We start from the raw sequence: 22,816 nt of genomic DNA, 5'->3' as shown, positions 1-22,816 counted from the left end.
ACGTGCAGTTGGACGGAAATTCCGCCCAAGACTTGTAAAAAACAAGTCGATAAACAAAAACAACCGATGTAGCTTAGAGCGTCCACATTGGCTGAGCGAGAAGGTCTGTTCGGCCGCGCTCTCGCAAGGAACGCGAGAGTGCTCGATGTGCGATCGAACAAATTCCTCCCGAACCAGGGAGGTGAACAAGGCAGGAGAGGCCAGAGATGCCTGAGGCATATATCTACGACCACGTTCGCACGCCGCGCGGCAAGGGAAAGTCGGACGGCTCGCTCCACGAAGTGACCGCCCTCGCGCTGGCGGCCGTTCCGCTACACGCCCTGAAGGAACGCAATAATCTGGCGCCTGACAGCGTTGATGACGTCGTGCTCGGGGTTGTTGATCCGATTGGCGAGGCAGGGGGCGACATCGCGCGATTTGCTGCGCTGAAGGCTGGCTTCGACAAGTCAGTGCCCGGCATTCAGGTCAACCGCTTCTGCGCGTCGGGCCTCGACGCCGTGAATATTGCCGCGGCGCAGATCATGTCGGGGCAGCACGAATTGACCATCGGTGGCGGCGCGGAGTCCATCGAGTTCGCGTCGGGATCATGTCCTCCGGTTCGGCGTGGCCGACGGACCCTTCGATGGCGGTGCCGAGCTATTTCATGCCTCAGGGCGTCGCCGCAGATTTGATCGCTACCAAATACGGCTTCTCGCGCGACGATGTCGATAGCTATGCCGTTCAGAGCCAGCAGCGCGCCGCCCGGGCCTGGGACGAAGGTCGGTTCCAGAAATCGGTCGTGCCGGTGAAGGACGTCAACGGCATCACGATTCTCGCGAAGGACGAGCACATTCGTCCAGGCACGACGATGCAATCGCTCGGCCAGCTGCAGCCATCATTTGCGACTATGGGTGCAATGGGCGGCTTCGACGCTGTCGCAGTTCAGGCGCATCCGGAAGTCGAAGCTATCAATTACGTGCACCATGCAGGCAACTCGTCGGGTATCGTCGACGGCGCGGGAGCCGTTCTTCTCGGTAGCGGGAATGCTGGAAAAAAGCACAACCTCAAGCCGCGTGCAAAGATTCGCGCGTTCGTGAATGTCGGCTCCGAACCTGCGATGATGCTGACCGGTCCGGTCGATGTGACCAGGAAAGTGCTCGATCGTTCCGGCATGAAACTGTCGGACATCGACCTGGTCGAACTGAACGAGGCATTTGCCTCGGTGGTCCTGCGATTGATGCAGGCGTTCGAAATCGATAGGGACAAGATCAACGTCAACGGCGGCGCGATTGCTATGGGCCACCCGCTCGGCGCGACCGGTGCGATGATTCTTGGCACGGTCCTCGACGAACTTGAGCGTACCAACAAATCCACCGCGCTCGTGACGCTGTGCATCGGCGGCGGCATGGGCACTGCAACCATCATCGAACGAGTTTGAACTTCATCGTCCCCGTTAGGGAGGAGCCTCGCGAGCAGCAGGTTACCTCCGGACGACGACAAGGAATTGGAACGATCACATGGCCTACAAGAATTTCAGGATCGAGACCGACGTCGACGGCATTGCGCTGGTGACTTGGGATATTCCCGGAAGATCGATGAACGTCATCGATGAGACGTCGGGAGCCGAGCTCAGCGCAATCATCGAGCAACTGACGTCGGACGTTGCGGTGAAGGGCGTCGTCATCACATCCGGCAAAAATGCGTTCTGCGCCGGCGCGGATTTGACGATGCTCGAAGCGATGAACCGCACTCACGCGGAGATGTTGAAGTCGCAAGGCGAGGAAGCGGCGAACAAATACATGTTCGGCGAGGCGCGCAAATTGTCGCAATCGTTCCGGAATATCGAGGTTGGCGGCAAGCCCTGGGTTGCCGCGATCAATGGAACGGCGCTCGGCGGAGGCTTCGAACTGGCGCTGGCCTGTCACCACCGCGTCGCGTCCGACAATCCGAAAACCCGTGTCGGGCTGCCTGAGGTCAAGATCGGAATTTTTCCAGGCGCCGGCGGCACGCAGCGGCTGCCGCGCCTGATGCCGACCATGGATGCCGTGCAGATGCTGTTCAAGGGCGACGCGATCGATGTCAAGAAGGCGCAAGCCCGTGGTATCATCGGAGAAGTGGTGCCTGCCGGGGATCTGATTCAGAAGGCCAAGGACTGGATCAAGGCCGGCGGCAAGGCGGTGGCACCTTGGGATCAGAAGGATTTCAAGTTGCCTGGTGGTGCGGTCTACTCGAAAACGGGATTGCAGTTCTTCCAGCCGGCGACCGCGATCCTGCGCAAGGAGACTTACGATAACTATCCGGGCGCACGGGCAATACTCCAGTGCGTCTACGAAGGCCTGCAGTTGCCGATGGATGCAGCGCTGCGCGTCGAATCGCGGCACTTCGCCAAGATTCTGCGTTCGAAGGAAGCGGCGGCGATGATCCGTTCGCTCTTCATATCGATGCAGGATCTGAATAAAGGCGCGCGCCGTCCGCAGAACGTGCCGCCGACGAAAGTAAAGAAGCTCGCAGTCATCGGTGCAGGTTTCATGGGCGTCGGCGTCGGCTATATTTCCGCCCAGGCCGGTATTGACGTGGTTTTGATTGATCGCGACCAGGCCTCTGCGGACAAGGGCAAGGGGCACGCCCAGGCTAACGTCGATGCGGTGATCGCGAAGGGCCGCATGACACAGGCCGACGGCGACGCGATCCTGTCGCGTATAACCGCCACCGCAGATTACAATGCGATAAGCGATTGCGACCTGGTGATCGAGGCGGTGTTCGAGGATCGGAGAGTCAAGGCAGAGACCTACGCCAAAGCGCAGCCGCTTTTGAAGAAAGGCGCGATCTTTGCGTCGAATACCTCCACGCTGCCGATCAATTCGCTGGCCGAGGAGTTCAAGGATCCGTCGAGGTTCATCGGAATCCACTTTTTCTCTCCAGTCGAGAAGATGATGTTGTCGGAGATCATCGTTGGAGAGAACACTGGCGACGTTGCGCTGGCCACCGCCCTCGACTACGTGCGACAAATCAAGAAGACGCCGATCGTCGTCAATGACTCGCGCGGCTTCTACGCCAACCGTTGCGTGATGCTCTTCATCTTCGAAGGGTACCAGATGCTGCTGGAAGGCGTGCCGCCTGCCATGATCGAGAACGTCGCCAAGATGGCCGGCATGCCGGTCGGTCCGCTCTCGCTCAGTGATGAGACTGCTCTCGACCTTGGGCTTAAGATATTGAGGGCCACCGAAGCCGATATCGGCACGCAGGCGATCAACAAGGATCACAAGAAGTTGCTGGTCGAGATGGTGGAAAAGCGCGGACGCCTCGGCCGAAAGAATGGCAAGGGCTTTTATGATTATCCAGAGAAGGGCAAGGGACAAAAGAAGCTATGGCCGGAGTTGACCGTGCTGCAGCCTAAGGTGCTCGATCCGGATACTCTCGACGTCGAGGAGTTGAAGCAGCGGTTTCTCGTGGTGCAGGCGGTGGAAGCGGCGCGCACCGTGGAGGATGGTGTCATCACCGATCCGCGAGAGGCCGATGTCGGCTCGATTCTCGGATTCGGATTCCCGCCGTTCACTGGGGGCACGCTGTCCTACATCGACTTCATGGGTACGAAAAAGTTCGTTGAGCTGTGTTTGAAGCTCGAGAAGAAGTATGGTTCGCGCTTTACTCCGCCAAAGCTCCTGATCGAAATGGCCGCTAAAGGCGACACATTCTACGGTCGCTTCACGCGGAAAAAAGCGGCCGCGGCATAGCTGCGTCGACGTCCCTTCCTCCATCGTGGCGGGGCAACGGCCAATCCGATGCCCCGTTGATCGAACAATCCACTTGATTGTCGACGTGAGGCAACGTTTTACGCGGCGCCGCGTTGGCAGAAATCGAGGGAGCGGTTGTTTTGATGCAGGTGTGATGGAGCGAGCATATCACACGGTAAGCACGGAGCTCGGCCGTTTGACGCCCCTCGTCCCAGACGTTCCAACGGCGTTGCTCGCTGTGCGGGAAAGCGTTTGCTGCGTATCGCGAATTCGAACTATATCACCGTTCCGCTGTTTCCTTATCTGGCGGGGCGATAGTCCGTACCACTGCGAAACGGCGCGGGAGAATGTGCTCGCTTCTGAGAAGCCAAGCAGGTGACCGATACGAGAAACACCAAAATCTGTCTCGGAGAGCATGATGATGGCCTCCCCCATCCGATAAGCCTCGAACAGTTCGGAGAAGCTGGTGCCAGCTGAATTCAAACGCCGTTGGAGCGTGCGCGGTGAACAGCCGACCTCGCAGGCAACGGACTCGATATTGGCTGCACTTGCGCCGAGCTTCCCGATCGCCGCCTGGACCCTTTGGCAGAGGGCATCCATTCTACGCAGAGCGTTCAGCAACGTCTCAGCATAGGCGATATTGATATCGCACAAGGCTCTATCCGCCCCGGACTTGTTCGCGTTTAGTGCCTGGGCGTCGTAGTCGATAGCCGCGTATGGAGCGCCAAAGCAAACGTCGCAATTCAGGATTTGGGCGAACGAACGCTGATCAGCCTCTGGCCGGCCTACAAGGTGGACAAGTGCGGGCTTGGGGCTGCTGGCTAAGAAACAGGCGATGATAGCATCGGTGTGGAGCGAATCCATCGATATTGGGTCCTGAGTGGGCTTGTAGAGCATCCGCACTACGGCTCCCACCTGTTGCGTCGTGAACTGGCCGCCCTCGCTCAGCAAAGCCTGGTAGCGCAACAGGTGTTGAATTGCTTCGCCAAATGTTGGGCTATGCGCAGTGATGACCGCGATCACATTGGTAGCGTGAATGGGTAAGCTGCTTCCGACTTTAACTCCAAGTAAGGGGTCCCCCGAAAGGAGCCGGGCGCGGCGCCAGACGGTTCTCGTTGGAGAAAGCTCAATGCGGCTCGCGTCCGGAAATCTGCCGCCGACGATGCCACGAACCCCCAGCGTCAGCTGCGTTCTCTCCAGCCCCTCCCGTTCAAGGCCGTCGAGAATGGCGTTAAACCAGCATGAGGCCACTGTGAGAGCTGTCAAGGGGATGGTTCTCCATGTGGTGCTCCATCATATCAATTTCCTGTCAAAGATCGCCATGCCCTTTTATTGAGCCGGCGATGTTTTTTGAAAGCCTCACTTTGGTGGCCGGATGTGACCGGCGCCCCCTTGCTGTTGCCATTCGGGGCGAGGCTTTGTTTTGCTTGCGCTCGAGTTGAAGATCACCTGGCAAAGGTCGATAGCAGATTGGCGCGTCAGGCAAGCTGCGGGAAGCCAGTCGAAAAAAGTCAAAGGGCCGGCAACAGGTTGCGGCGCTTCTGTTTCCGTGTGGTAGGTCCGAGCGATAAGATCTAATCTTTCAACGGGGCGCATCGTCCACTAAAGCGTCTTGTAACCGGCCGATATCCAGTCAATACATTCGTCCGAATTCTTCAAGCCCGAGGCGCAAGGCTGAGATCACGGGAATGGCTTAGCGGGGCGTCGTGATTGGGTCGGCGTGCCGATGGACAAGCTTCCAGGCATCGCCCTCCAGCCGCCAGACGCTCGTGACCCGGAGCGCCGCCGGCGAGGGGGCGTCCGCGCCGCCAGCCATGGTTTCGGCGTGTTCCACCTCGACCACCACGGCGAGCTTGTCGGCCAGGTATGTCGCGACGTGATCGGCACCGGCCGCCCTGCCGCACCGCATGCGCGCCGCCGCGCCGGCCAGAGTGGCCTCGATGTTTGCGCGGCCTCGCGCGAAGGGGCCGAACGGGTTGCCCCAGGTCACGTCATCACGATCAGAGAGCAGGGCGACGTAGCCGGAGCAGTCACCCTTCACCATCGCGTCCAGCGCGGCGTGATTCTGCATCACCGCCTGTTCGAGCGTCCTTGCGGTCATTGCGTCCTCCCTGACAAGGTCGATTCCAGCTAAAAGGCGCTTCGATATCCGTCTGCATCGACAACTATGCCACCCATAAGCTGTCGTCGATCACCATACCGAGGCGTTTCGCTTGATCCGATCGGCATCAATGTCTTTGAGAAGCCAGGACTTTCTTCATCCACGCCTCTTCTTCCCCGACCTTGGGAAGAATGAATCCGGCCTCCATCACGTTGTCCGGATTTACTTCCTCAAGGCCAGCAATGATATCCGAGGTTGGGACATCCAGCACGCGCGATACAAGGGATGAGTATTCGGCCAGGAGTGACGCTTTGGCCTCGTCGTTTCGCCCCTCGCGAATCGTTGTCCCTATCAGCAATCTCCTTGCGGGCGCTCCCCCCACAAAGATGCTGTCCGATTCCTGAAAGACGACGTTGACCAGCCATCTGGCTCCGCCCGCCACGCGCAAGTGCATTTCGACCAGCGCCTCGGCGAGCTCATACTTCTGCTCGGAGCTGATCGTGCCGCGTTGACTTGTGATGATGTAGATTGGCATGTCGTTTCCTACCGTTGGGCTGTTTTCGAGATTTGCTGGGAAATATCACGCCCTAGCGAAGCGGCTTCTATGGCCGCGCGCGCCAAAAAGTTGACGTTGCGCGCCAACCCCCATGTTTATGTTTTGCTGCATGACCGCCTCATGCTCCAAATGAAGCAACACACGCGTCCGATTGAACGGATGTGGGAGGACCTATCGGAGGAATCCATGTTGGGCTTGATGCAAGACTGGCCATTGCTGTGTCAGCGGATCATTGATCACGCCGCAGCTTGTCATCCCAATCGCGAGGTCGTGACGCGGTCGATCGAGGGGCCGATCCATCGGACCAATTACGGTGAAATCAGAAAACGTGCGCTAAGAGTTGCCCAGCGGCTGGATCGCGACGGCATTGTGCTTGGTGATCGGGTCGCGACACTGGCCTGGAATACTTGGCGACACATGGAGCTCTGGTATGGAATCATGGGCATCGGCGCCATTTGCCACACCGTGAAATCCCCGCCTGTTTCCCGAACAGATCGCATGGATCATCAATCACGCAAAGGACAGAATTCTCTGTGCTGACGTCACATTCATACCGGTTCTCGAGAAGCTATCGCCGCAGCTCGAATTGATCGAGCGGTTCGTCATACTGACGGATCGCAAGAATATGCCGAACACGTCCTTGCGGAATGCCGTAGCGTACGAGGACTGGATCGATAACGTCGACGGCGACTTTGCCTGGAAGTGCTTTGACGAGAATACGGCTGCCGGCCTGTGCTATACGTCAGGCACGACGGGAAATCCGAAGGGCGTGCTGTATTCTCATCGGTCAAACGTACTTCAGTCGTTGATGACCGCCCAAGCAGACGTGATGGGTTTAAGCTGTAACGATACCGTCCTGCCAATTGTGCCGTTATTCCACGCCAATAGCTGGGCTTACGTATTCCAGGCGCCAATGGTGGGCAGCAAGATCGTGTTTCCGGGCGCGAAGCTCGATGGCCCGTCCGTATATGAACTGCTCAGGGACGAAAACGTCACGTCGACGGCCGGCGTGCCAACGGTCTGGCTCATGCTCCAACAGCATATGGAATCGGAAAACTTGCGACTGCCGTCGCTCAGAACTCTGACGATCGGCGGGGCAGCGCCTCCGCCCGCAATGATCGAGGGCTTTGAACGAGTGGGGATCGCTGCACGGCAGGGCTGGGGTATGACCGAGATGGGGCCTGTCGGATCGATCGGGCACCTGAAGCCGCCATTCGAAGGCTTGACTGGCGCTGAGAAGCTTGCCCAACTTTCAAGCCAGGGCTTTGCACCGTTTCTCGTCGAAATGAAGATCACCGATGACTTCGGCGCCAAACTTCCCCGCGACGGAAAAGCATTCGGTAGACTGAAGGTACGTGGCCCAAGCGTCGCCAAGGCGTACTTTGGTTTGGATGACCAAATCTTGGACGAGGAGGGCTATTTCGACACGGGCGACGTCGCGACGATCGACGAGCACGCGTATATGCGTATAACCGATCGATCCAAGGACGTTATCAAGTCAGGCGGCGAATGGATATCGTCGATCGAGATCGAGAATGTCGCTGCGGCGCACCCTTCCGTGCAGGAAGTTGCGGTGATTGCCGTCCCACACCCGAAATGGGGCGAAAGGCCGCTTCTCGTCGTCCAGACCAAGCCGGGTGCGGAGGCATCCAAGAGCACCATTCTTGCGTATCTTGAGGGCAAGATCGCGAAGTGGTGGATGCCTGACGACGTCGTGATGGATACGATTCCTCATACCGCGACAGGAAAGGTCAGGAAGTCAGAGCTTCGTGAGCGTTACCGCAACCACCAGCTCCCGAGCGTATCGGCGTCCTCGCGGCCGCTGTCGGATGGGGAAACGTCCAAGTCAGGGCGAGCTAACCTTCACAGTTGAGATCCGTCACTGCGCAAGGTCGTTATGTGGTCCGCCCAAGTTTACCTCACCTCTCCAATCCACTTCGCGCCACGGCGAGTTGGACGGACCTGCGAGTGACAGTTCGCGCCAGCCTATCATTGGTAAGTAGGGCGATAGCAGATTTTTGATTGCTGGGAATTCCGCTAGGCCTCTAGTCCTTTGACACGTCCGACGACCGCATCTCTGAGTGGCTTACAATGGCTGACCTTCGTATCTTTTCATATTTGCCGAATCCGAGAGTTTGGAAGGCGACCATTGCGGGCAGATTTGCTGGAGTTGAAATCGAAGTTAAAGGTGCCTCTGCGGAAGAGCTGAAGGGCTGGCTTTGGGATTACAATGCAGCCCCCGTAGCCTCCTACGAATGGCATGCGTACTCGCCGCTCGCTCGGACTGGCAGGGTAGGGATGACTGGAGAACGCTTGTTCAAGACAGAAGCGTTCATGGATGCCCACCCGTTCGGCAACGTTCCTGCCGCGTTCGCTCCCGGCGGGAAAATCGGCATCTTCGAATCGAATAGCATCATGCGAGCGGTGGCACGCCTGAGCAAGACCGATTTCCCCCTCTATGGGCACGATGCTTACGAGACTTCCAGGATCGACAGCTTCCTGGATGTAAGTCTGATTTTTGCGCGAGACGCTCAGATCTACCTTCTAGCGCTGTCAGGCGGGATACTGGATGCGGCAATCCACGCGAGAACTCAAGAAGCTTTCTCGATCTACGCCTCCGGACTTGAGCAAGCGCTCCGGCCCACCCGCCGGGTGCTGGTCGGCGACAGCATTTCCCTTGCCGATATCTGTTTCGCCATAGAGTTCGCGCTTTTCATGAACGAACATTGTCGAGCGCGTCAGCTGCAGGAGCTGGGCCTAAGCAGAATACTCCATCGTGGTGTCCGCAACGAGTATCCACGCATGATGAGACACTTCGATCAGTTGTTGAAGCATGAGCATTTCGCTGCAGACCTTGGGCCATACATGGATGAACTGTCCGTGGCGGCAGCCTGACGGACAGTATGTCTACAACTCAACTCGCCGCGTTCGCGGTGCGGTGTCATGAAGTCGTACCTAAGGGTGCCGCCGGAGATTTCTCAAGATGGCTGGAAGGTGTCATGGGACTTACAAAGCTTGCCGGGCAAGAACAACTCACTGAGGAGAGGCGAATTCGGCTCTCGTGCGCAAAGGAAGCTCAAGCTAACCAGCCGGTGTGCTCTACTAGCAGTCTTAACAGCCCTGAAAACATGCAGTGAACATTTGTTCAGTTGTTGCTTCCCACCGACTTGTGTTCAATCCCCCGCTTGACGTTCTGCATGACAAGCATCATCCTGAGATAAAGATGACGAGCATCATTTTATATCCGCTCGGACATGTATCGAAGGGGTGGAAATGGACAACGTGGTGGGTGGCGAAGCTGCGCGCGGCGGACCTTTCTCCGGAGCGGAGCCCGGCAACACGGGGATGGTGGCGACTGGTACTACCCAGCACAAACCTCGCTTGACTGAAACCAACTGGGATCTGTTCAGGCTTTTCTTTTCGGTGGCACGAACCGGAAGCGTCAACAGGGCCGCGCGGGATTTGGGCATGAGCCAGCCGACTCTCAGCAGGCGCTTGAAGGAGCTGGAGCGGAATATCGGCGCGCCGCTGTTCTTTCGCGTCTCGTCGGGAGTGAAATTGACCCAGGAGGGACAGGACCTTCTCCGATCGGCGGAAGAGATGGTTCGATCTTTCGAAGAATTTCACCGGGATCTCTCCTTGCGGGTCGGCCATCGTTCGACCGCCGTCAAGATCTCCGCCACAGAAGGCTTGACCAAGCATTGGCTGCTACCTCGCGTCAAAAAATTGCGCGCTCTGAATCCCCAGATCCGGCTTGAGATCAATTCCACTGTCGAGCAGCAGAACCTTGCCACCAGTGATCTTGATCTGGTCATTCGGATAGGACATCCGGGTGACAGCGAGCTCGTCGGTCGCCGCGTCGGAACCATCGCCTTTGGTCTGTTTGCATCCGACAGCTATTTGGCGGAGCGTGGCGCGCCGAGTTCTCTGAACGAGCTGGTCGACCATGAACTGATCGGAAGCATGGCCGAGTACGGCAGGCTCCACAACGAACGCACCAGTCACATCACGTTGTTGACGGCCTTCAATTCGGCTGCGAACTCCCGCAGTACCCTATCGCTTACGCCGGTCGTCAATCATTTCGCTGCGACGGCGGAAGGACTTGGCCTGGCGTTTCTGCCGGTGCCATTTGCCTTGGCCGAAGGCTTGGTGCGTGTGCTTCCGGACGACACGGCCATTCTGGACTTATGGCTGCTACGCCGCCGCGAAAGTGATCTCAGGAAGATGACCAAGCAGGTCTGGCGCTTTCTGGAAGCGGAACTGACCAACACCAAGTCCTGGTTTGTCGGTCAGAGGTCGGCTCAGAAGCGACTGCAGCAGGTTGCGTGATCCTGTTCAAAATGCCCCAGCACCTCAGCCGTCTGCGCGGAAGGACGCCGGAGCAAGCTCGACCGTCTGATATGCCACGCTCGGCAGTTCGATTGCCCCTTACCAGATCTCGCCGAACGGGCGTAGTTCGACAAGGAATGACCATGTCGACCGGTCCTGGTGGGCGACCCGAAACATCTCCTCCGCTATGGCGGCAGGCTTTGCGAAGAAATCGTCGGGCTTGTCTGCCGCCAAGATCGGGCGGGTGCGGGGCGTGTCGATCGCTGCGTCGATCATGAAGTAGGCGACATGAATTCCCTTCGGCCCGAACTCTCGGGCCATCGATTCGGCCAAAATGCGCTGGGCCGCTTTGGTTGACGCGAAGAAGCCCCAGTTGGCCTTTCCGCGAAAGGCGGACGTGTTGCCAGTGACCAGGATCGCACCTTTCCCGGCCTCCAGCATCTGCGGAATGGTCTCGCGGGAGAGATGGAGCAGCGCGGTGGTATTGACCCGGAAGTTCTTCTCCAAATCGTCGGGGTCCATGGCAAGGATGCTTCCCCGCGTGGCACGTAGTGCATTGTGAATGACGATCTGGGGAGCGCCCATCTCGGTCCTGATGAGGGCGAGCGTCCGGACCAAGTCCTGGAGATCACCGACATCGCAAGGATAAGCGCGCGCGCCCTCGTACTTCGATGCCAGGTTGTGGAGGTTCTCCGCGTTGCGGGCTATCATCGCGACCCGATAGCCGCCCTCGCCGAAGCGCCTGGCGATCTCTGCGCCCGTGCCGTGCTCAGGACCGACTCCGGTGACGATGCAAACTGGATCCTTCATATGGGCCTCCTCAGAGCTGAAAGGCCGGGCGTGCCGAAACTTTGGCAAACCAGGCCGCGACGGCAGGATAGCGCGCGCCAATATCCATGTTCAGCGCGTTGGCCGAGCGTATGGCGAAGAAGCCGGTGATATCTGCGACGCTGAATTGGGGGCCGGCGACGAAGGCGTTCTTCGCCAAGTACGGCTCCACGCGACCGAGGAAGATTTCCATCATCTCGCGTCCACGAGCGACCAGTGCCGGCAATTGCGGCAGATCATTCCGCGTGCCCGGCACAACTCTATTGGCGAACACAGGCAGAGAATTGCGCGCGGCGTGCAGCATTGGAATAAGACCATCCAGTTCGAACCGCCGCGACCACATGTCGACCACGGCGCGCTCGGTGCTTGTGCGCCCAAAAAGAGCTGGTTGCGGGTACATTTCTTCGAGGTAGCGGCAAATCGACAGGGACTCCGCGATGACCGTGCCGTCCTCCAATTCCAGGAAGGGGACGCAGTGAAACGGATTCATCTCGGTGAGGGCGGGGGTGAACTGCGCCCCCTCCCGGACGTTCAGTTGCTCGGTTGGCAGCTCGAGGCCTTTCTCAGCCAAGAAGACACGAACGCGTTGAGAGCTCGCCGCAGGTCCGAAATCGTAGAGCTTCATCATCGTCCTTTCTTGCCTTCGGGCCGCTATTCTTCAGCTGCCTCGCGGCATTTTACAAGATCGAGAATGCTCCGTTGGGCCGCGCGCAATATCTTGTCAGACATCGGGCGATCTCTCGCGACACGCGAAAGGGCGACCGCTCCAACCATCGTGCAGACGATGGCAATGGCCGATTCGTCGGGCTGATTGCCTTCCACCAGGTTAGCCACCTTGTCGAAGTACTGGGAGAGATAGCTCGTCATGACGTCGCGCGTTCTTCGATCGCTTCGCGCAACCTCTCCGGCCAGCGCCGCCACCGCACATCCCGCACTCCGATCGTCTCGATGAGCCTTACTGAGATAAGTGTTTAGCAGCGCTTTGAGAGAACGCGGTCCGTTCTTGCCTCCCAGGCGTGCCGATTCTGGACCGCCTTTCGAGAGGGCTTTTGCCAGCGCATCGGAGATCAGCTCATCGCGCGAGTCAAAATGCCCGTAGAATCCGCCGTGCGTCAGCTTTGCCGATTTCATGAGTTCGGCAATGCCGAGGCCGTCCAATCCCAGCTCCCGGATCTGGATCGCGGCGGCATCCAGAATACGCTCGCGACTTTTCGCTTTGTCCGCTTGGGAGTGGCCCATCTCATCGTCTCCGGTCAGAACAATCGGAGGCCTGAATATCAAGAACTCCGGCTGACGGCTAATATCGAATTCTTGAACGGCTAGACCTCTCGCCGGCCGAGGAACGCCAGCCGCTCGAACAGATGCACGTCCTGCTCGTTCTTCAGCAGCGCGCCGTGCAGCGGCGGGATCAGTTTGCGCGGATCGCGCTCGCGCAGTTGCTCAACGCTCATGTCCTCGTTGAGCAGCAGCTTGAGCCAGTCGAGCAGCTCCGAGGTCGACGGCTTCTTCTTCAGGCCGGGCACCTCGCGCACCTCGAAGAAGGTGCGCAGTGCTTCCTCGACCAGGCGCTTCTTGATACCGGGGAAATGGACGTCGACGATGCGGCCCATCGTGTCGGCATCAGGGAACTTGATGTAGTGGAAGAAGCAGCGGCGCAGGAACGCGTCCGGCAGCTCCTTCTCGTTGTTGGAGGTTATCATCATGATCGGGCGCTGCTTGGCCTTGATGGTCTCGCCGGTCTCGTAAACATGGAATTCCATGCGGTCGAGCTCGAGCAGCAGATCGTTCGGAAACTCGATGTCGGCCTTGTCGATCTCGTCGATCAGGAGCACCGGGCGCTGTTCGGCGGTGAAGGCCTCCCACAGCTTGCCGCGCTTGATGTAGTTCTTGATCTCGGACACGCGCGCATCGCCGAGTTGGCTGTCGCGCAGGCGCGACACCGCATCGTATTCGTAGAGGCCCTGCTGCGCCTTGGTGGTGGACTTGATGTGCCAGGTCAAAAGCGGCGCGTTCAGCGCCTTCGCCACTTCTTCCGCCAGCACAGTCTTGCCGGTGCCGGGCTCGCCCTTGATGAGGAGCGGGCGCTCCAGCACGATCGAAGCATTGACGGCCATTTTGAGATCGTCGGTCGCGACGTAATTTTTTGTCCCAGTGAATTTCATGGCCATCAGAGTGTTCGAGTGGATGTTATGCAAGGTATGATCCGAATAGCGACAGTTTTGCAAGCGGATCAAGCCCGCGGCTACTCCGGCGCTTCCAACAGCCGCGCGTGTGGCTGGAGTGAATCGCATGCAGTGTCGAGCAGTTGCGGCTATCGTCCCCGAGCGCAAAGTCGCATGATTCAAGTGCTTTGTGCCTAACGTTCAGAGCGATTGATCAACCATCGGCAGAGCAAGAATCAATGCGCGAGGCTATTCATTGATGAGGCGTGCTTATTCTCATTTGTCGATCGGGCGCGCCAAGATCCGGGATAGCCTGCTCTGGATGCTCGGATGGTCCATCTGTCATGTTCCTGCAATTCTTCACCTCTCTGCGCGATGCGCAGGTCCCCGTCACGCTGCGCGAATACCTCACGCTGATGGAGGCGCTCGACGCTGATCTGTCGGATTACTCGGTCGAGAATTTCTACTATCTGTCGCGCACCTCGCTGGTGAAGGACGAGCGCAATCTCGACAAGTTCGACCGCGCCTTCGGCACGGTGTTCAAGGGGCTGGAAAGCCTGCTCGACGCCATGGAGAAGGCCGAGATCCCAGAGGAATGGCTGAAGAAGCTCGCCGAAAAATACCTCAGCGAGGAAGAGAAGAAGCAGATCGAGGCTATGGGCTGGGACAAGCTCATGGAGACCTTGAAGAAGCGCCTCGAGGAGCAAAAAGGCCGTCATCAGGGCGGCTCGAAATGGATCGGCACCGCGGGCACCTCGCCGTTCGGCGCGCACGGCTACAACCCCGAAGGCGTCCGCATCGGCCAGGAGAAGAACCGCAACAACCGCGCCGTGAAGGTGTGGGACAAGCGCGAGTTCAAGGACCTGGACGGCAATGTCGAGCTCGGCATCCGCAACATCAAGGTGGCGCTGCGCCGCCTGCGCAAGTTCGCGCGCACCGGCGCGCCCGACGAGCTCGATCTCGACACCACCATCCGCGAGACGGCCAATCACGGCTATCTCGACGTTCACATGCGCCCCGAGCGGCGCAATGCGGTGAAGCTGCTGGTGTTCTTCGACATCGGCGGCTCCATGAACTCGCATATCGAGCAGGTCGAGGAGCTGTTCTCGGCGGCGAAAAGCGAGTTCAAGCACATGGAGTATTTCTACTTCCACAATTGCCTCTATGAAGGCGTGTGGAAGCAGAACAAGCGCCGCTTCACCGATCGCACGCCGACCTGGGACGTGCTGCACAAATACCCGCACGACTACAAGGTCGTGTTCGTCGGCGATGCCTCGATGTCGCCTTACGAGATCATGGTGCCGGGCGGCTCGGTCGAGCATGTCAACGAGGAGCCCGGCTCGGTCTGGCTCGATCGCATCATCCGCACCTATCCGCATACGGTGTGGCTCAATCCGGTCGCGCAGAAGCATTGGGATTATTCGGAATCCACCACCATCATCAAACGCATTTTCGCGGGCCGCATGTTCCCGATCACCATCGACGGCCTAGAAGGGGCGATGAGGGAATTGGCGCATTAGAGCGGAGCTGGCCGGCTAGAGCCAAGCAAAGAGAAGTACGCGCACGTCACCCTACCAGCGCTTGAAGATGACGCTGGCGTTCACGCCGCCAAACCCAAAGCCATTCGAGATCACGTGGTCCATCGCCATATTCCGGGCCTTTGGTCCAACGAGATCCACGCCTTCCGCTGCCTCGTCGGGATTTTCCAGATTGAGAGTGGGAGGGGCTACCTGGTCTCGGACGGCGAGAATCGCGAAGATGGCTTCGGCGCCCCCTGCAGCGCCCAGCAAATGACCGGTCGCCGACTTTGTCGCGCTTACGGCTATGCCGCCGTGGGTTCCGAAAACGGATTTGATGGCGGCGAGCTTCGGAATTGTCGCCGACCGGCGTCGAGGTAGAGTGCGCATTGAGATGCTGTACGTTGCGCGGATCGAGGTTAGCCTGCCGCAAGGCCAATTCCATGGCTCGCCGTGCGCCTGAGCCATCTTCAGGGCCTGACGTGATATGATACGCGTCAGCGGAAGTTCCATAGCCGACGAGTTCGGCGATCGGCAGGGCCCCGCGCGCGCGAGCGTGCTCGAGCTCTTCGATCACCAGAATTCCGGCGCCTTCGCCCATGACAAATCCATCGCGGTCCCGATCGAATGGGCGAGATGCCTGCGAGGGCCTGTCGTTGAAGTGCGTGGAGATTGCGCGAGCCGCAGCGAACCCACCAAGACTGACCAAGTCGATGCAAGCTTCGGCACCTCCGCAGACCGCCACGTCGGCCTCACCCGCGCGGATCAATCGAGCCGCATCGCCGATTGCCTGTACGCTGGCGGCGCACGCCGTGACGGGAGCGCCGATCGGCCCTTTGAAGCCGTACTGTATCGAAACGTGTCCGGCGGCGAGATTTGCCAGGAAGGACGGCACGGTAAAGGGTGACAGGCGGCGGACGCCACGTTGGTCGGTCGTCCGTACCGCTTCGACGATGGCCGGAAATCCGCCGATTCCAGAAGCGATGATCGTCGCTGTCCGCTCCTGGGAGCGTTCGTCGGTAGGGGTCCGAACCAGCCTGCTTGACTGCCTCCGCAGCTGCCACCAACGCGAACTGTATGAACCGATCCATTTTCCGCTGTTCTTTGGGCGGGATGGTCAGATCTGGATCGAAAGCACCGTCGGCGTCATCGGCTTTAGCCGGCACGAGCCCGGCAACTCTCCCTGGCAGCGAGGAAGCCCACTCAGGCAGCATGGTCAGCCCGGACTTGCCGGCAAGCAGCCGGGACCACGCCACCTCCGTGCCTGAGCCGAGCGGAGAGACCAGCCCCATTCCTGTGACTACTATTCGGCGCATGTAAGGACCAGTTTCTTGGAGATACGATGGTCTATTGCCAGAGCTAGGGAGACAATCCCGATCATGCGTCAGCAGTATCGGTTGCTCCTGAACTTCTTCTCCAGCGATGAGGGGACGGCTTCGCCCGTGATAGGGAGCCGTGCTCTACCCTGCAAATAGCTACGTCGTCGCAAATTGCCAGAGCAGCTACGAAATATCAAGTAACTATTGAGGAATATGTTGGCGCCAACTCATTTCTTGGTCGGGAAAGGAAGCTTCTCGCGGAGAGCTTTCGCCAGTGTCCTTCAGATCTCCAAAGCTGCAAGCTGTCGGTCTGCGCCGCTCCTCGGCAAGGGCCCTCCTCGCCGGTTCGGGGAGCCCACTCGCCGACGGGCAGGTTGGCCACTCGGCGAGCAGGTTTGGTTCACTCCAGGGGCAGACAGGTCAGGTGAATTTCGCGTTCTGATCGGCCAACTTCTTCAGCAACGGTGCAGGCTCGAGCGACGGATCGCTTGCTTCCTTCGCATAGTCCGACAGCTTGTCAGCGATTGTTTTCAGCCCGAGATGATCGGCGTAATACATGGGGCCTCCACGATAGACAGGCCATCCGTACCCATAAAGCCACACCACGTCGATGTCACTTGCTCGAGCCGCAATGCCTTCTTCAAGGATCCGAGCTCCCTCGTTGATCATCGCATATGTGGTCCGCTCCAGGATTTCCTCGTCGGTGATCGTGCGCCGCTTGCGCCCGAGGCGCTTCAACGTCTGATCGATCAGTGTTTCGACTTCCGGATCTGGAAGGGGAGCGCGCGAGCCGCTTTCGTAGCGGAAGAAGCCCTTCCCGGTCTTTTGTCCGAAGCGGCCTGCCTCACATAAGGCGTCCTCGATCTCCGATTTGATGCCACGATCCTGTCGCGACCGCCAGCCGATATCCAACCCGGCCAGGTCGCCCATCGCGAACGGGCCCATCGGCATGCCAAATCTGGTCAGGGCGGCATCAACCTGCTGGGGAAGTGCGCCGTCGAAAAGCAGCTGACTGGCCTGACGTTGCCGGGCCATGAGCATGCGGTTGCCGACGAAGCCGTCGCAGACGCCGACGATCACCGGCACTTTTGCGATCTTCCGCGCCAGTGACGCTGCGGTTAGCAGTGTGTCGGGTGCGGTGCTCTTGGTGCGGACGATTTCACACAGCTTCATCACATTGGCCGGGCTGAAGAAGTGCATGCCGACCACATCCTGGGGACGCTTGGTTTCCTCGGCGATCTCATTGATGTCCAGGAAGGAGGTATTGGTCGCCAGGATAGCGCCAGATTTCGCGATTTTGTCGAGCTGCCCGAAAACCTGCTTCTTGATCGCCATGGTTTCGAATACAGCCTCGACGATGAGGTCGGCTTGCCCGACGTTTTCGAGGCCGATGGCTCCGCTGATGAGTGCCATGCGTTTGGCAGGCGCATCGGCCGGAATGCCGCCTCGCGCTGCGGTGGCTTCATAGTTTTTGCGGATGACACCCAATCCGCGATCGAGCTGATCCTTGCCGATCTCCACCAAAGTGACAGGAATGCCTGCGTTCGCGAATGACATCGCGATGCCGCCTCCCATGGTGCCGGCGCCGATGATGGCGACATGTTCGACCGGACGGGGCTTGGTCCCAGCCGCCACACCCGCGATCTTCGCTGCCTCTCGCTCGGCGAAGAACGCGTATCGTAGAGCCTTCGATTGATCGCTGCTCATCAGCCGGAGGAACAACTCTCGTTCTTTCTTCAGTCCCTGATCAAAGGGGAGATCGAGCGCGTGGCCGATTGCGTCGGCCGCAACGAACGGCGCCTCCAACCCCCTGACTTTCTTCGTCATCGCTGCCACAGCACCGGTGAAGATCGAGCGGTCCGATCGAGCCGCGGCGAGCTTGGTGTCATCGTCGCGCAACCTGCGAAGCGGACGCCTTTCAGCAAGAAGTTTTCGAGCGAAGGCTTCGCCGCCGGATGATGCTTCCTCGACCACCTCCTCGATCAATCCGTTCTGAAGCGCTTCGTTGGCGCCGATTGGGTCGCCGCCGATGATCATTCTAGCGGCAAGTTCCGGACCCACTGCGCGGGGAAGGCGCTGGGTGCCGCCGGCGCCTGGTAACAGACCGAGCTTGACCTCGGGCAGGCCGAGCTTCGAGCTCTTATCCGCCACCCGGAAATGACACGCCAGGGCGACCTCGAGCCCCCCACCAAGAGCGGTCCCGTGGATGGCCGCAATGACGGGCTTCGGGCTGCTCTCAATCGCGGTCAGGACCTCATCGAGGGCCGGCTTCTTCGGAGGCTTGCCAAACTCCGTGATGTCGGCTCCGGCAATGAAGGTCCGTCCTGCGCAGGTCAACACGATGGCCTGAATGGAAGGGTCGGCAATGGCTTGCTGGACGCACGCCAGGATGCCCCCGCGTACGGCTGCGCTGAGCGCATTGACCGGAGGACTATCGATGGTGACGATGCCTACGGCGTCGTGCGATTTCAGGCTGACGACTGTGCTCATCGATCTCTCCACAGCTCTCTTCGGAAGCTTTTCCGCAAGTTCCATAAAAGAACTTATTGAGTGATGCAAGTGCACTTCGGCGAGCGGGGCAGTTCGTAGGGAGAATCGACTGTACGTCGTGAATGACCGCTTATTCATTTCTGATTAGGAGGTGCTCGAAATACGCGGCTCGACCGGGTTGCAGGAAACACTCCTACTTTCCCAGCCTAGTTCATCCTGGGAAATCGCTCGGTTCGTCATGCGCGACGATCGGCTTCACGCTTCCAGGAAAAGCCAAAGAGGTGGAAGTTGGAGCAGCGACCTTTGCCTCCGGAGCGAGAGAGCCAGGAGGCCAGCGAGAAGTCTCATAACTTCGGTCCGATCGTCGCTGCATATGGATCCAACGACCTGATGAGACTGGCCGATACATTAGCGATCGGCCTCGCCATAGAGATGGAGCCAACAACATGGCAAAGCATCCGGACGTCCGGTGAGTCTGCGCAGCCGGTGGTCCTGAAGATACCGAACGTCCCTGCCGGGATTGAGATTGACCCATCCGGGAGGTTGCGTCCGTTTCGTCAGCACGGCGTCCCGGTGGGTGAAGAGATCAACGAGCTGGTGACATCCGCAGGGAGCCGGATGCATGCTCTGAGAGCGAGAAGCAGAGATGTCGCTCTCGATTTGCTCGCCCCAATGACGGTTTCTGGCCGCTTTCCGTCCAGAACAGAGTTCCAGTCCGTATTCAGGTGGGCGCCTCTCATCGAAGGGCTCGCATATGCCCTGGCAACTCGTCATCTGGCCGCCCTGGAGGACTTGCGTGAGCGGGTGAGGGCTGAAGCCAATACCACGTTCCGTGCTGATGAATGCAATTACTGCGCAATGACGCACATCATGGCTCATTTCGCCCTGATGAGCAGCGACGCTCCTGAACATTCCCTGATCGACGCGGCCAGATCATCGACATTAAACGGGTGGACGCCTAGCTTGGCGTTCACGAGAGCGCGTACGGTATGGCTGGCGGCGGCAGGAGCGAAGTCGGCGGCCGCGTTCGGACCGACTGTCTTCGAATGTTATCTACAGGTGCTGGCCACCGCGCGCCACGCGTTCCAGATTTTTGATGCCCTCTTTGGCTTGGCTGCTATCGCGCTCAGCCATGATCACGCGCGTGAAGAGGTATTGCAGGCTGTTATGCATCACGCGCAGATGGTCGGCGACCGATCTGTCGACGACGTCGATTGCGTGACGCGTGCTTTTCGATCCGCGATCGAAATGTTGAAATGGAGGTCCGGCGAACACTCGCCTGCCGCGGCGCTTGATCGCCTTGGCTGGAGCCGTGATCACGAGGGAGACGGCCTTGCTTCGCCCCCGGCCTTCCGTCTCGATCCGACCGAAATCGCACCTAATGGCATGATGCTCGGCTTCAGCGCCCTTCCGGCGATTTTGAGAGCCTCGCCGGCGCAGCATTATCCAAGGTCGAAAGCGAGACTTTACCGGCTTAAGCTCCGTGAAACGGAGATGCTCCAGATTGCGAGACGAGCCTGGCTCCTTCATCCCACCGAATAACGCGCTGAAAAGACCGGCCGCTCTCGCGGCCGGTTGAGTAGTCCGAGCCCAGATGTCTCCGTCTCCTGGATCGGACCGGGAGGTGCGGGGATAAGACATCGAGACGACAAGTTAGTCAATTCGAAAACGGAACGAACGTCTGTCGCTTCCAACTAATAGGCAGCCGAGCCCGACGCGGACATTTAGCACTCGGCTTGCGGCGGTGTTTTGTCATTTCGGGAAGCAGGCGCCGAAGGCCTTCAGGAGTTTAAGAGGACCCTTCAATCGTATCTTTCTCTGCGCGAGCGCCAGGACGACCGAGAGCTGACCGTTCAAAGTCTTCAGCCAAGCTGCTGAGTCCGCCTGAATGCGCAAGTCCGGGGTACCAATGAGGCCGTCGGTGACGGCCAGCTTCTGATTTTTGATAACCACCGTGGCCTCCTTCGGCTCTTGGCCCGTGAAGACGAAGTGGTAGGTGGCATTCAGGCCTTTGGCCCTGTTGCGCTGGAAGGTAAGCCCCATTCCGAAGAGAAATGCGCCGATACTCGAGGCCCGCGCACTCGAGCGCACGAAACGAAGCGTCTTGTGTGGAAACATCTTCGCGGCGTGACTTGCTGCATCGGAATCCCGGACGACATAGAGCGGCTCGACTTTGTCCTGCAACGGTTTGACGATCTTGTCCACGTGCGCTTTGCGGTCTGACAAGTAGCCGGCCATGATGTCTTCGCCGGCAGGACAAACCGCGACGCAATAGGCAGCATTGTAGTTGGGGCCGTACGAGAGGCTCTGCCAGCGTTTGACTGTTTCTGCCAGCGGTTGGCGTTCACGGTAGTCCTTGGCGGACTTCGCGTCTGCGATGTCCTCGATCCATTGTGCGAATCCGCCCATGAACTGCTGGTAGTTGTGGTTGAGGCAGGAAGAAAAGTCGAAATATCCATCCGGCTTGATCGCGCCGACCGGACAAGCGACGACGCAGAGCCTGCACTCGAAGCAGGGATTGTAGTCGAGTGGCTTCGACGTGGCCTCTATGTCGAGATCGACCAGCACGGTGCCCAGAAGGATAAAGCTGCCGAATTTGGGATGGATGACGCTGCGATGGATACCGCGCTTCCCAACGCCGGCAGCTTCGGCAATGAGCTTATGCGAGACGACCCATCCCCGTTCCGGGTACTTGTCGAACTCCATGGGGAATGCCATCGGAGGATTCATCGCCGATATTCCCATATCTTCCAGCCGCCGAACCAGCTCGCGCGCGATGTCGTCGACGTCGTGAGAAATCTTGTGGAACTCGTTATTGGACGCCGAACGCGCGGGTGAACGGATCGGAGCGCGATTCATCCTGCTCACGATGCTCACCGCCAATCGCGCCCCCGGGAATGCCCGTCGCGCGTGAACGGCCTCGTCTTTGACGAGAGGGTCGTCGAGGCTGACGATACCGCAATCATCTGCACCGCATTCCATGACCAACGCCTTCAAAGCGTCGAGGCTTAGGGAGGCAGGCGGCGCCGGAGGGTTGAGCCGTATGCGTTCGGCGATCGGGTGGTCCTTAAGTCCGGCCATGCTGGTCTCCTTGATCTGAAGGCTGCATCTGAAGGCCGCGTGCGCCCGCGCACAGTGCGCCGGACACAATTACGGGCATATGAGACTATCATCCGTTAGGCAGGCCGGCAAACTGCGATTTCATTGAGGTTCGTCCGGCGATTTGATGCTAAGGGTCTGGAGCACCGATCCAGACCGGCAAGGAAACCCTGAACTTGGCACGACGTTCGTTTCCGACGAGTGATTTTCCTCAGAACTGCACTTGCAGCCAGCTCAGGCGGGCGGCGCGGCGCGTGTCTCGCTATTACGATCTCTATCTTGCCGGTACCGGGCTCAAGTCGACCCAGTACAGCCTGCTGGGCTTCCTCGCCGCGGAAGGTCCGATGACGATGGCCAGCCTGGCGAACATCATGACGATGGATCGAGCGACGGTGGGCCACAATCTCCGGCCGCTGGAGCGGGATGGCTTCCTTAAGATCAGGGTGAGCGATGAGGATCGGCGGGTGCGGGAGGTCGCCATCACTGATCGCGGACAGGAGATGCTGTTCGCCGCGCATCCGGCCTGGCAAAAGGCGAGAGCCGGATTCGAATCGGCGTTCGGGGCGCGCGAGGCCGGCCATCTCCGCGAACTCATGACGCGTGTCATCGATGCGCCGCTGCCCGAAATTGGATCGGAGCAGACCCGTGCCACTGCTTCCGGGCGACCGGGGCGGCGGAAACGCAGGTAGCTCTGATGCGCGC

The 22,816-nt window shown here is 59.2% G+C and carries 16 protein-coding genes and 3 pseudogenes; 9 read left to right on the top strand and 10 right to left on the bottom strand.

All coding sequences use genetic code 11. The features are described 5' to 3' along the window. Nucleotides 1–206 precede the first annotated feature (206 nt). A pseudogene (locus tag ACSKB8_RS17235) lies at nt 207–1,417 on the top strand (acetyl-CoA C-acetyltransferase). A 79-nt stretch (nt 1,418–1,496) separates the two neighbouring features. Beyond that, entirely contained in the window at nt 1,497–3,713 is a 2,217-nt protein-coding gene (locus ACSKB8_RS17230; protein WP_438105392.1) for a 3-hydroxyacyl-CoA dehydrogenase NAD-binding domain-containing protein, read from the top strand. Between the two features lie 168 nt (nt 3,714–3,881). Here the strand turns inward: ACSKB8_RS17230 and ACSKB8_RS17225 are convergent, their stop codons facing one another. The 3 genes from ACSKB8_RS17225 to ACSKB8_RS17215 all read right to left on the bottom strand — a co-directional run bounded on the left by ACSKB8_RS17225 (nt 3,882) and on the right by ACSKB8_RS17215 (nt 6,349). Continuing rightward, complete coding sequence (locus ACSKB8_RS17225) at nt 3,882–4,979, bottom strand: AraC family transcriptional regulator ligand-binding domain-containing protein (RefSeq protein WP_438105391.1); 1,098 nt, start codon at nt 4,977–4,979, stop codon at nt 3,882–3,884. Nucleotides 4,980–5,406: 427 nt separating this feature from the next. After that, entirely contained in the window at nt 5,407–5,814 is a 408-nt protein-coding gene (locus ACSKB8_RS17220; RefSeq protein WP_438105390.1) for a YybH family protein, read from the bottom strand. Nucleotides 5,815–5,941: 127 nt separating this feature from the next. Further along, entirely contained in the window at nt 5,942–6,349 is a 408-nt protein-coding gene (locus ACSKB8_RS17215) for a tautomerase family protein (protein ID WP_438105389.1), read from the bottom strand. 69 nt (nt 6,350–6,418) lie between these two features. Between ACSKB8_RS17215 and ACSKB8_RS17210 the strand changes: the two are divergent. From ACSKB8_RS17210 to ACSKB8_RS17195, 4 genes and pseudogenes are all read left to right on the top strand, one after another. Then, nucleotides 6,419–7,694: pseudogene (locus ACSKB8_RS17210) on the top strand (AMP-binding protein); the annotation flags it as partial. 138 nt (nt 7,695–7,832) lie between these two features. Continuing rightward, a complete protein-coding gene (locus ACSKB8_RS17205; protein WP_438110567.1) occupies nt 7,833–8,243 on the top strand; it encodes an AMP-binding enzyme in 411 nt (136 codons plus the stop codon). Between the two features lie 218 nt (nt 8,244–8,461). Further along, nucleotides 8,462–9,265 (top strand): glutathione S-transferase, encoded by an 804-nt coding sequence (locus ACSKB8_RS17200; RefSeq protein WP_438105388.1) that lies wholly within the window; start codon nt 8,462–8,464, stop codon nt 9,263–9,265. A gap of 378 nt (nt 9,266–9,643) precedes the next feature. Beyond that, nucleotides 9,644–10,699, top strand: coding sequence for a LysR family transcriptional regulator (locus ACSKB8_RS17195; RefSeq protein WP_438105387.1), 1,056 nt, complete (start codon nt 9,644–9,646; stop codon nt 10,697–10,699). Nucleotides 10,700–10,798: 99 nt separating this feature from the next. On the opposite strand, the gene ACSKB8_RS17190 is transcribed toward ACSKB8_RS17195, so the two are convergent. The 4 genes from ACSKB8_RS17190 to ACSKB8_RS17175 form a co-directional block, all read right to left on the bottom strand. After that, complete coding sequence (locus ACSKB8_RS17190) at nt 10,799–11,590, bottom strand: SDR family NAD(P)-dependent oxidoreductase (protein ID WP_438105386.1); 792 nt, start codon at nt 11,588–11,590, stop codon at nt 10,799–10,801. Next, nucleotides 11,520–12,155 carry a glutathione S-transferase family protein gene (locus ACSKB8_RS17185; RefSeq protein ID WP_438105385.1) on the bottom strand — a complete coding sequence of 212 codons (636 nt, stop codon included), beginning with the start codon at nt 12,153–12,155 and terminating at the stop codon, nt 11,520–11,522. Before ACSKB8_RS17185 ends, ACSKB8_RS17190 begins: the two co-directional genes overlap by 71 nt. Nucleotides 12,156–12,178: 23 nt before the next feature. Further along, the gene (locus ACSKB8_RS17180) at nt 12,179–12,766 is read right to left on the bottom strand and encodes a TetR/AcrR family transcriptional regulator (RefSeq protein ID WP_438105384.1); all 588 of its coding nucleotides are present in this window, start codon (nt 12,764–12,766) and stop codon (nt 12,179–12,181) included. 80 nt (nt 12,767–12,846) lie between these two features. Next, nucleotides 12,847–13,689 carry an AAA family ATPase gene (locus tag ACSKB8_RS17175; RefSeq protein ID WP_438110565.1) on the bottom strand — a complete coding sequence of 281 codons (843 nt, stop codon included), beginning with the start codon at nt 13,687–13,689 and terminating at the stop codon, nt 12,847–12,849. A gap of 344 nt (nt 13,690–14,033) precedes the next feature. On the opposite strand from ACSKB8_RS17175, the gene ACSKB8_RS17170 reads away from it, so the two are divergent. After that, complete coding sequence (locus ACSKB8_RS17170) at nt 14,034–15,209, top strand: vWA domain-containing protein (protein ID WP_438105383.1); 1,176 nt, start codon at nt 14,034–14,036, stop codon at nt 15,207–15,209. 51 nt (nt 15,210–15,260) lie between these two features. Here ACSKB8_RS17170 and fabF read toward each other — a convergent pair. Then, a pseudogene (fabF, locus tag ACSKB8_RS17165) lies at nt 15,261–16,522 on the bottom strand (beta-ketoacyl-ACP synthase II). Nucleotides 16,523–16,945: 423 nt separating this feature from the next. Beyond that, a complete protein-coding gene (locus ACSKB8_RS17160) occupies nt 16,946–19,015 on the bottom strand; it encodes a 3-hydroxyacyl-CoA dehydrogenase NAD-binding domain-containing protein (protein WP_438105382.1) in 2,070 nt (689 codons plus the stop codon). Between the two features lie 390 nt (nt 19,016–19,405). Between ACSKB8_RS17160 and ACSKB8_RS17155 the strand changes: the two genes are divergently transcribed. Then, the gene (locus tag ACSKB8_RS17155) at nt 19,406–20,557 is read left to right on the top strand and encodes a hypothetical protein (RefSeq protein ID WP_438105381.1); all 1,152 of its coding nucleotides are present in this window, start codon (nt 19,406–19,408) and stop codon (nt 20,555–20,557) included. A gap of 210 nt (nt 20,558–20,767) precedes the next feature. On the opposite strand, the gene ACSKB8_RS17150 is transcribed toward ACSKB8_RS17155, so the two are convergent. Continuing rightward, on the bottom strand, nt 20,768–22,096 hold the full coding sequence (locus tag ACSKB8_RS17150) for an SCP2 sterol-binding domain-containing protein (RefSeq protein WP_438105380.1): 1,329 nt from the start codon (nt 22,094–22,096) through the stop codon (nt 20,768–20,770). Nucleotides 22,097–22,368: 272 nt separating this feature from the next. On the opposite strand from ACSKB8_RS17150, the gene ACSKB8_RS17145 reads away from it, so the two are divergent. Next, nucleotides 22,369–22,803, top strand: coding sequence for a MarR family winged helix-turn-helix transcriptional regulator (locus tag ACSKB8_RS17145; protein ID WP_438105379.1), 435 nt, complete (start codon nt 22,369–22,371; stop codon nt 22,801–22,803). The last annotated feature ends 13 nt before the right edge of the window (nt 22,804–22,816 follow it).

This window comes from Bradyrhizobium sp. BR 1432 (assembly GCF_051547705.1).
Lineage (GTDB): Bacteria > Pseudomonadota > Alphaproteobacteria > Rhizobiales > Xanthobacteraceae > Bradyrhizobium > Bradyrhizobium zhanjiangense.
This window is presented reverse-complemented; position numbering and strand designations above follow the sequence as displayed.

What these genes read in the sequence shown, in the direction of transcription:
- ACSKB8_RS17230 (WP_438105392.1), top strand. Translation starts at nt 1,497, where the DNA reads ATGGCCTACAAGAATTTCAGGATCGAGACCGACGTCGACGGCATTGCG.
- ACSKB8_RS17220 (WP_438105390.1), bottom strand. Translation starts at nt 5,814, where the DNA reads ATGACCGCAAGGACGCTCGAACAGGCGGTGATGCAGAATCACGCCGCG.
- ACSKB8_RS17215 (WP_438105389.1), bottom strand. Translation starts at nt 6,349, where the DNA reads ATGCCAATCTACATCATCACAAGTCAACGCGGCACGATCAGCTCCGAG.
- ACSKB8_RS17205 (WP_438110567.1), top strand. Translation starts at nt 7,833, where the DNA reads ATGCGTATAACCGATCGATCCAAGGACGTTATCAAGTCAGGCGGCGAA.
- ACSKB8_RS17200 (WP_438105388.1), top strand. Translation starts at nt 8,462, where the DNA reads ATGGCTGACCTTCGTATCTTTTCATATTTGCCGAATCCGAGAGTTTGG.
- ACSKB8_RS17195 (WP_438105387.1), top strand. Translation starts at nt 9,644, where the DNA reads ATGGACAACGTGGTGGGTGGCGAAGCTGCGCGCGGCGGACCTTTCTCC.
- ACSKB8_RS17185 (WP_438105385.1), bottom strand. Translation starts at nt 12,155, where the DNA reads ATGATGAAGCTCTACGATTTCGGACCTGCGGCGAGCTCTCAACGCGTT.
- ACSKB8_RS17180 (WP_438105384.1), bottom strand. Translation starts at nt 12,766, where the DNA reads ATGGGCCACTCCCAAGCGGACAAAGCGAAAAGTCGCGAGCGTATTCTG.
- ACSKB8_RS17175 (WP_438110565.1), bottom strand. Translation starts at nt 13,689, where the DNA reads ATGAAATTCACTGGGACAAAAAATTACGTCGCGACCGACGATCTCAAA.
- ACSKB8_RS17170 (WP_438105383.1), top strand. Translation starts at nt 14,034, where the DNA reads ATGTTCCTGCAATTCTTCACCTCTCTGCGCGATGCGCAGGTCCCCGTC.
- ACSKB8_RS17160 (WP_438105382.1), bottom strand. Translation starts at nt 19,015, where the DNA reads ATGAGCACAGTCGTCAGCCTGAAATCGCACGACGCCGTAGGCATCGTC.
- ACSKB8_RS17155 (WP_438105381.1), top strand. Translation starts at nt 19,406, where the DNA reads ATGAGACTGGCCGATACATTAGCGATCGGCCTCGCCATAGAGATGGAG.
- ACSKB8_RS17150 (WP_438105380.1), bottom strand. Translation starts at nt 22,096, where the DNA reads ATGGCCGGACTTAAGGACCACCCGATCGCCGAACGCATACGGCTCAAC.